The organism is Lederbergia galactosidilytica (assembly GCF_017873565.1).
GTDB classification, from domain to species: Bacteria; Bacillota; Bacilli; order Bacillales; family Bacillaceae_C; genus Lederbergia; species Lederbergia galactosidilytica.
Genome location: NZ_JAGGKH010000040.1, coordinates 1 through 8,410, shown reverse-complemented (window position 1 = coordinate 8,410; position 8,410 = coordinate 1). Strand labels below are relative to the sequence as shown.

At 39.0% G+C, this 8,410-nt stretch carries 9 protein-coding genes; all 9 read left to right on the top strand.

Annotated features, from left to right (window positions below):
• Positions 1-117: 117 nt before the first annotated feature.
• The 9 genes from J2Z23_RS21995 to J2Z23_RS21955 all read left to right on the top strand — a co-directional run bounded on the left by J2Z23_RS21995 (position 118) and on the right by J2Z23_RS21955 (position 7,914).
• Positions 118-1,077: an ABC transporter permease gene (locus J2Z23_RS21995; RefSeq protein WP_057983456.1), complete on the top strand. Its 960-nt coding sequence runs from the start codon at positions 118-120 to the stop codon at positions 1,075-1,077.
• A gap of 159 nt (positions 1,078-1,236) precedes the next feature.
• On the top strand, positions 1,237-2,133 hold the full coding sequence (locus tag J2Z23_RS21990; RefSeq protein WP_057983454.1) for a carbohydrate ABC transporter permease: 897 nt from the start codon (positions 1,237-1,239) through the stop codon (positions 2,131-2,133).
• A gap of 126 nt (positions 2,134-2,259) precedes the next feature.
• On the top strand, positions 2,260-3,528 hold the full coding sequence (locus J2Z23_RS21985; RefSeq protein WP_064468438.1) for a nickel pincer cofactor-dependent isomerase, group 22: 1,269 nt from the start codon (positions 2,260-2,262) through the stop codon (positions 3,526-3,528).
• 18 nt (positions 3,529-3,546) lie between these two features.
• Positions 3,547-4,317: an SDR family oxidoreductase gene (locus J2Z23_RS21980; protein ID WP_064468437.1), complete on the top strand. Its 771-nt coding sequence runs from the start codon at positions 3,547-3,549 to the stop codon at positions 4,315-4,317.
• Between the two features lie 25 nt (positions 4,318-4,342).
• Complete coding sequence (larE, locus tag J2Z23_RS21975; RefSeq protein ID WP_057983448.1) at positions 4,343-5,143, top strand: ATP-dependent sacrificial sulfur transferase LarE; 801 nt, start codon at positions 4,343-4,345, stop codon at positions 5,141-5,143.
• Positions 5,144-5,251: 108 nt separating this feature from the next.
• The gene (locus J2Z23_RS21970; RefSeq protein ID WP_057983446.1) at positions 5,252-6,727 is read left to right on the top strand and encodes a gluconokinase; all 1,476 of its coding nucleotides are present in this window, start codon (positions 5,252-5,254) and stop codon (positions 6,725-6,727) included.
• Positions 6,728-6,741: 14 nt separating this feature from the next.
• The gene (larB, locus tag J2Z23_RS21965; protein ID WP_057983444.1) at positions 6,742-7,494 is read left to right on the top strand and encodes a nickel pincer cofactor biosynthesis protein LarB; all 753 of its coding nucleotides are present in this window, start codon (positions 6,742-6,744) and stop codon (positions 7,492-7,494) included.
• 11 nt (positions 7,495-7,505) lie between these two features.
• Positions 7,506-7,664, top strand: coding sequence for a hypothetical protein (locus tag J2Z23_RS21960; protein ID WP_165602824.1), 159 nt, complete (start codon positions 7,506-7,508; stop codon positions 7,662-7,664).
• Positions 7,648-7,914: a GNAT family N-acetyltransferase gene (locus J2Z23_RS21955; RefSeq protein ID WP_476629908.1), complete on the top strand. Its 267-nt coding sequence runs from the start codon at positions 7,648-7,650 to the stop codon at positions 7,912-7,914. Before J2Z23_RS21960 ends, J2Z23_RS21955 begins: the two co-directional genes overlap by 17 nt.
• The last annotated feature ends 496 nt before the right edge of the window (positions 7,915-8,410 follow it).

Here is an 8,410-nt window from a genome sequence, read left to right as displayed (position 1 = left end):
ACCTTAAAATTCAGGGGGTGGCAAGTTTTTTGCATTCATTCCCCTATAAATCAAGGGGTTATTAACTTTTTACTATAGATTATTTGACAATACGCACTTTTAGAAAGGGAGTTGAAAATGAAAACGGCTTTAGTAGAAAATCAACCGATTGAAAATGTGAAAAAGGTGAAAAGAGCGGAAACGCTCAAGCGGATTAAAAAAAATAAACTCATTTATTTAATGATATTACCGGGTATTATTTACTTTATTATTTATAAGTATATCCCGATGTATGGATTGATTATTTCCTTCCAGGATTATAAACCATACTTAGGAATCACTGGTAGTGAATGGGTAGGATTTGCTCACTTTGAAAGATTGTTTACAAGTTCAGATTTTTGGATGATCTTTAAAAACACACTTGTTTTATTTGCTTTACAAATTCTCGTTTATTTTCCGATTCCAATTATTATTTCCTTAATGCTGAATGAAGTAAAAAATGCCTTTTTCAAAAGAGGGGTACAAACGATTATTTATATTCCCCATTTTATGTCATGGGTTGTAATCGTTTCCATAAGTTATGTAATGTTAACACTTGATGGAGGCATTATTAATTCTGTACTAGAAAGCTTAGGATTTAATAAAATTAATTTCCTGTTGAGCTCTGAATGGTTTCGTCCGATGTATATTCTTCAAGTAATTTGGAGAGAAGCGGGTTGGGGAACAATTATTTTTCTTGCCGCGATTACAGCGGTGGATCCGCAATTATATGAAGCTGCGAAAATGGACGGGGCTAATCGTTTCCGACAAATGTGGCATATTACATTGCCTGCGATTCGCAGTGTCATTATTGTTCTATTAATCTTGAAAATTGGCGATGTCCTTGAACTTGGTTTTGAACATGTCTATCTTCTTTTAAATGCTTCGAATCGTGAAGTGGCCGAGATCTTTGATACGTACGTTTATGTGGCCGGGTTACAACAAGGGCAATTTAGTTATAGTACAGCTGTTGGTTTCTTTAAAGGAGCCGTTGGGTTAGTGATGGTTATTTTTGCTAATCGCTTGGCGAAAAGATTTGGAGAAGAAGGAATCTATTAGTAAATATGTCTGTTCAAAAGGCTGAAGTGCGTAGGTACTGTGATCCATAGCTAACTTCCAAAAGTTGACTACATGTCAGAGCCAAGATTACTTGAAGACCTTACCTTTGAATGTGATTTATAACTTTTTTGAGCAACAACTAGAAAGGAGCTTATACTTATGAAAATAAAAAAGAAACGTAAACCAAATGAAGTATCAGCGGGAAGCCGAATTTTTGATACGGTGAATAATACCTTATTATTTCTTATTGCTTTGATTACATTTTTGCCATTTATTCATGTGGTGGGAAGTTCATTTGCGACAAGTGCAGAAATCGCAAGTAGTAAATTTCTATTATTCCCGACTAAATTTAGTTTAGATGCATATCGTTATATTTTTTCGACGGATACGATTTTTAAAGCCTTATTCGTTTCGATCATCGTGACAGTCGGTGGAACAGTATGGAGTATGTTATTGTCCATCTTAACGGCATATGGGTTATCAAGGAGAGATTTAGTCGGACGAAGATTTATTAATTTTATTATCGTTTTCACTCTTCTGTTTAATGGAGGAATGATTCCAACTTTCCTCGTTGTTCAGCAAACAGGACTGCTCAATTCGTTATGGTCTCTGATTATTCCGGTGTCCATTAATGCGTTCAATATGATTATTCTAAGAAGCTTTTTCATGAATTTGCCTGTAGGTTTGGAAGAATCTGCGAAAATTGATGGAGCTAATGACTTTAGCATTCTCTTTCGAATTGTGATCCCTATTTCCTTACCGGCAATTGCGACAATTTCTTTATTTTATGCAGTCACATACTGGAACACATATATGCACGCAATCCTGTATTTGAGTGATTCAGCGAAATGGCCTGTCCAAGTCCTTCTAAGACAAATCGTGGTACTAGCAAGTGGGATGAACTATGATGGGGCTGCCTATACAGATGTTCCACCACCTGAGGTAACCGTTAAAATGGCGACAATTGTTGTTGCAACTGTACCTGTTTTATTATGTTATCCATTTCTGCAAAAGTACTTCGCTAAAGGGGCGTTATTAGGCTCTGTAAAAGGATAAGTGTAATTTTAATAAGAGAAAGGTATCTGTGAAAATGTTTACAAAAAGGTTTGCCTGATCTATTATTAAAGAGATAAGAAATATTTGAAATTTTCAAGATCATACTTATAAATGGAGTGAATATCCATGAGTATCATTAAAGAATTAGTGAAGGATATCCCAATTCCGAAATTAGCTAAAGTCAAACAACAATTTGATTCTACCCAAATTGATGATTTAACAGCTGCATTACAACCATTATTGGGACGTGAAGAGATTAGAAGTAAAGTGAAACCGGGAATGGAAATTGCAGTTGCTGTTGGGAGCAGAGGATTAGATCGTTTGCCTGAGATGACAGCTGTAACGGTGCAATTTTTAAAAGAGCTTGGGGCAAAGCCCTTTATCGTTCCTTGTATGGGAAGTCATGGAGGGGCGACTGCTGAAGGGCAGCAAGCTGTTTTGGAACATCTGGGAGTTACGGAAGAAAGTGTAAAAGCAGAAATTCGTTCCTCTATGGAAGTGATTTGCTTAGGAGAACTATCTAATGGTTTGCCAGTTTATATTGATAAACTCGCTTCAGAAGCAGATGGTATTGTTGTCATTAACCGAGTTAAACCGCATACAGCATTTCGTGGCCCGATTGAAAGCGGTATTATGAAGATGATTAGTATCGGGTTAGGGAAGCAAAAGGGAGCAGAGGCTTGCCATCAGCTTGGATTCAAACATATGGCAGAACATGTCCCCGCTATGGCGAAAATTACACTTGCTAAAATGCCAATTTTATTTGCTGTAGCTACGGTTGAAAATGCGTTTGATAAGGTGCATACAGTTGCTGTCCTTGAACCGAATGAAATAGAAGAAAAAGAGATTCAATTACTAGAATTAGCAAAGAAACAGCTGCCAAAACTTTATTTTGACCAGATTGATGTCTTGGTAATTGATAAAATTGGAAAAAACATTAGTGGTGATGGGATGGACCCGAATATTACAGGAAGATATCCAACGCCTTATGCCTATGGTGGTCCGGAGGTATCAAAAATGGTTGTTCTTGATTTGACGGATGAAACAGAAGGTAATGCTAATGGTGTGGGAACAGCTGATTTTACAACACAAAGATTAGTAGATAAAATGAATCGGGATGTCACTTATGCGAACGGTTTGACTTCGACGGTAGTGGGCCCTACCCATATCTCGACTGCTCTAGCAAATGATCAATTCGCAATTCAAGCGGCAATTAAGACTTGTAATATATTAGATTTTACAAAAGTGAAAATGGTACGCATTAAAAACACTTTGGAAATTGGCGAAATTGAAGTATCAGAAGCTTTACTTGATATCGTTCATAATCATGATCAAATGGAAAAGACATCTGATCTTTATGAATGGGAGTTTGATGATAACGGAAACTTATTTTAGGTATATGGAGGGAACAAGATGAGTTCGTTGTTTGATCTAACTGGTAAGGTAGCTGTCGCGATTGGTGGGAATAGTGTTCTCGGCGGTTCGATTGCTAAAGGTTTAGCTGAACATGGAGCCAAGGTTGCGGTTGTGGGCAGAAATATGGAATCAGCTGAGAAGGTTGTTCAGGAAATTATCGCAAATGGTGGGGAAGCAAAAGCTTTTCAGGCTGATGTGAGTGAATTAGATACAGTGAAAAAAGCAGCTGATGAAATCGAAGAATGGGCAGGCGGTTATGATATTTTATTAAATGCCCCTGGTAAAAATAGCCCCACACCTTTCTTTGAATTAGAGAAAGATGAATGGGACGATATTATGGATGTAAACTTGAAAGGACTAGTATTCACGATTCAACATTTTGCCAAGCGAATGATTGACCAGGAAAGGAAAGGAAGCATTATCAATATTTCCTCTGTTTCATCTGGTCCTCCGCTATCGAAGGTATTTACATACTCTGCTTCCAAATCGGGAGTAAATAGTGTAACGCAATTTTTAGCAAGAGAATTTGCACCCCATGGTATTCGGGTTAATGCGATCATTCCAGGATTCTTTCCAGCGGAACAAAATCGCAAAATCTTAAGTGAAAAACGAATACAATCGATTATGGGCCATACGCCAATGAACCGTTTTGGTGAACCAGATGAGTTAAAAGGAGCAGCTGTCTACTTAGCATCTGATCGAGCTTCTGGATTTGTGACTGGAACATTTATCCGAGTGGATGGCGGTTTTGGCAGTATGACCATCTAATATGGTTGTGAAAGGAGATCGTATTTTGCTAGAGGAAAAGGTTGAAAAACTGACATCTATTCTCCGGGAAATGAATAAAGTCGTCGTCGCTTTTTCTGGCGGTGTTGACAGTACTTTTCTATTAAAACTGGCTGTGGATACTTTAGGAAAAGAGCATGTTTTGGCAGTAACCGCAGATTCAGAAACTTACCCGACGAAGGAATTGCTAGAAGCGAAAGAATTGGCTAAATGGATCGGAGCCCGTCATACCGTTGTAGAAACTTCGGAACTAGCCATTCCTGGTTATACCGAGAATGACCGCAATCGTTGCTACTTTTGTAAAAACAGCTTATTTGAACATTTGATTCCGATTATGGAAGAAAAAGGATTTCAAAATGTGATCTATGGTGTAATCGCGGATGATATGAATGAATTCAGGCCAGGCATGAGAGCAGCGAAAGAAAAAGGAGTTCGGGGTCCACTGCAAGAAGCGAACTTATTCAAAGAAGAAATAAGAACAATTTCGAAGGAACTGGGACTCCCAACTTGGGATAAACCATCTTTTGCTTGTTTATCTTCGCGTATTTCTTACGGCGAAACGATTACACAAGCAAAGTTAACAAAGGTCGAAAAATCGGAAGCCTATATTCAAAGCTTAGGTATTCGTCAGGTGCGTGTTCGAACACATGAAGAGATTGCTAGAATAGAAGTAGAGCCAGAAGACATGCAAATTCTATTAACCCATCATGTTAAAATCGCAAAGAAACTGCAAGAATTTGGCTATAAATATATTACTATGGATTTAAATGGCTACAAAAGCGGCAGCATGAACAAAGTATTAATTTAGCAAGCGCTGATTATCAATGGTAGCGTTTAAATTTAGTGATAGAGGGGGAGATGAAAAAGTCTCCTCTATTTAGATTTTTTAGAAAGAGGTTTGAGGGGATGTGAAAATATGCAAACAGAATATGTAATTGGCTTAGATCTTGGGACAACAAGTGTGAAAGCCGTATTATTTGATACAAAGGGGCAATTTATTGCTGAAGCAGAAAAATTGAATACTTTTTACTATCCAAGTCCTGAATGGGCTGAACAGGATCCCGAGGAAATTGAAAAATCTGCCCGAATGGCGCTCAAAGAAGTGATCGAGAAAGGAAAGATTGACCAAAATCATTTAGTTGCGGTTGGTTTTTCCTGTGCGATGCATTCATTAATTTGCGTTGACATGCAGTATCAGCCGTTATCCAAAATGGTGATCTGGTCTGACGGACGAAGCAGTCAGCAGGCGGAACAATTAAAACAGGGAAAAGGAAAAGAAATTTTTTTAAAAACAGGTGCACCAATACATCCGATGACCCCCTTCTTAAAATTATTATGGATGAAGGAAATGAAAGAAGAGGTCTATGAAAAGGCGACTTATTATATCTCCATGCAGGAATATCTTATTCAAAAGTGGTTCGGAGAGCAGATCATTGATTATTCCATGGCTTCGGCAACAGGCTTATTAAATATTGAAAAAGTAGACTGGGAAGAGGAAGCACTGGAGTTAGCGGGAATCCGCAAAGAACAGCTTTCTAAAATTGTCTCACCGACAACACGCTTGCCTCATCTCAAACAAGAAATTGCGCAGGAGATCGGTGTTTCTGAAGACTTACCATTTGTGATTGGGGCGGCAGATGGACAATTGGCCAATCTTGGAGATGGTGCCATTGCTCCAGGAGAAGTAGCGATATCAGCTGGCACAAGTGGGGCAATTCGTCAATTTATCAGTGGAGCCGCAGTAAACGAAACAGAAGAAACCTTTACATATCTATTTACGAAAGATAGTTCTATTATTGGCGGGGCAACGAATAACGGTGGGATTACTTTACAATGGTTAAAAGATCTACTCGATTATCAAGGATCTATGGAGGATCTATTACTTGAAGCTGAAGCGATTGAGCTTGGGGCAGAAGGGCTTATTTTTCACCCATATATTAATGGAGAAAGAGCTCCATTATGGAATCAACGTGCCAAAGGAAATTTTTATGGATTGACGATTGGGCATACACGTGGACATTTAGTGCGTGCTGTTTTAGAAGGAATTGTCTTAAATCTTTACCAAATAGGACAGTCCCTAGAGAAATTAGCTGGGCCGCCTAAAAAAATTTGTGTAAATGGTGGATTAACTAAATCCCCTTTATGGGTGCAGATTTTAGCGGATGTGTTCGGACAAGAGATTCATCTGTCAGACACACCTTACAGTGCTGCCTGGGGAGCTGCATGGACAGCTTTAGTTGGGGTAGAAAAAGTGGACTCCTTTGAAGAAATTAAAGATAATTTACCAGCGGGAAAGGTCATTTATCCTAACCCTTCCCAACATGAACAATATCAACGGATTTTTAAACGATATGAGCGTTTCGGAAAGGATTTAGCGGCTTATTTTATTTGAAGGTGTGTGCAGCAATGGAAAAAATTTTACAACAAGTACGGGATGGACAACTGACGGTAGCAGAAGCGAAATCCCAATTAGCGACTTATGAAAATTTAGGGTTTGCGAAGGTAGATCATCATCGAAAAAAGCGCCAAGGATTTCCTGAAATTATCTATGGAGAAGGAAAAACCACAGAGCAAATCCTTGCCATTATGAAAGCCATTTTAGCTAAAAAAGAAGATGTTTTAATTACTCGCATTTCCAAAGAAAAGGCGGAAGTGATTTTACAAAAATATCCAAAGCTGATGTATCATGAGCTAGCCCGGATTTTATCCTATCAACATGAACCAAGTAAACCGAGATCTGGTTATATATCTGTAATTTGTGCAGGAACTTCAGACCTTCCTGTGGCAGAGGAAGCGGCAGTCACTGCAGAAGTATTAGGAAGTAATGTCAAACGGATTTATGATGTTGGTGTCGCTGGGATCCACCGCCTATTTGATCAAATCGAAGACATTCAATCTGCAACAGTTTCGATTGTCGTTGCCGGGATGGAGGGAGCATTACCAAGCGTAGTTGGCGGCCTCGTTGCGCATCCCGTTTTGGCGGTCCCAACCAGCATCGGCTATGGCGCCAATTTCGGCGGGCTTTCGGCCTTATTAACAATGCTCAACTCATGTGCTTCTGGAATCAGTGTCGTCAATATTGATAACGGCTTTGGTGGTGCTTATAATGCGGTGTTGATTGATCGAATGGTGATGGACGAGGGACTAAGCTGTTTTTAGGAGGTGTTGAGATGCTCGAAATAGAAATAATCAAGTTGAACTCAACTTTACTCACTGAAGCAAGTCATCCTTTAGCGGATTATATATATTCCAGCGATGAACAGGGAAAAGAACAGCTCAAGGGTTGCAGGAATAATTTAGCCCGTTTATTAGATTTTTATAGCTGTTAATTGGAGTTTTTCAACGAGGACAGGAAAAACGTTTTTGCGGATACAGGACCTGAATGTCCGCCCCGAACACAGAAAAAAAGGTGTAGCAACAGCTCTTATTAATAAGGTGAAAGTATGGGCAGAATTCCATCAAGCAAACAGGCTTCAACTTAACACGGGGACAAATAATAGAATGGCCCGTCAATTATATGAAGGGTTAGGCTTTGAATGGTTTCCAGATAAAGAAATCTATATGTACTTCTTAAATTAAACAGATTAGATTACAAAAAAAGCTTGAGAGTCCAGTGGATTCTCAAGCTTTTGTGCCCTTGATATGTTGAAACTAAGAAAAGCGGTCCCAAAGTGCGGTTCATAGTTCCCGTAATGGGTTGTAATCTTCGAAAGCGGAAACATAGCAGGTTTCATAGAACCCATAAAGCGTTGGAATTCAGAAAAGCGGTCCCATAGTGCGGTTCATAGTTCCCGTAATGGGTTGTAATCTTCGAAAGTGGTAATATAGCAGGTTTCATAGAACCCATAAAGCGTTGCAATTCAGAAAAGCGGTCGCATAGTGCGGTTCATAGTTCCCGTAATGGGTTGTAATCTTCAAAAGTGGTAATATAGCTGGGCTCATAGAACCCATAAAGCGTTGGAATTCAGAAAAACGGTCATATAGTGCGGTTCATAGTTCCCGTAATGGGTTGTAATCTTCAAAAGTGGTAATATAGCTGGGCTCATAGAACCCATAAAGCGTTGGAATTCAGAAA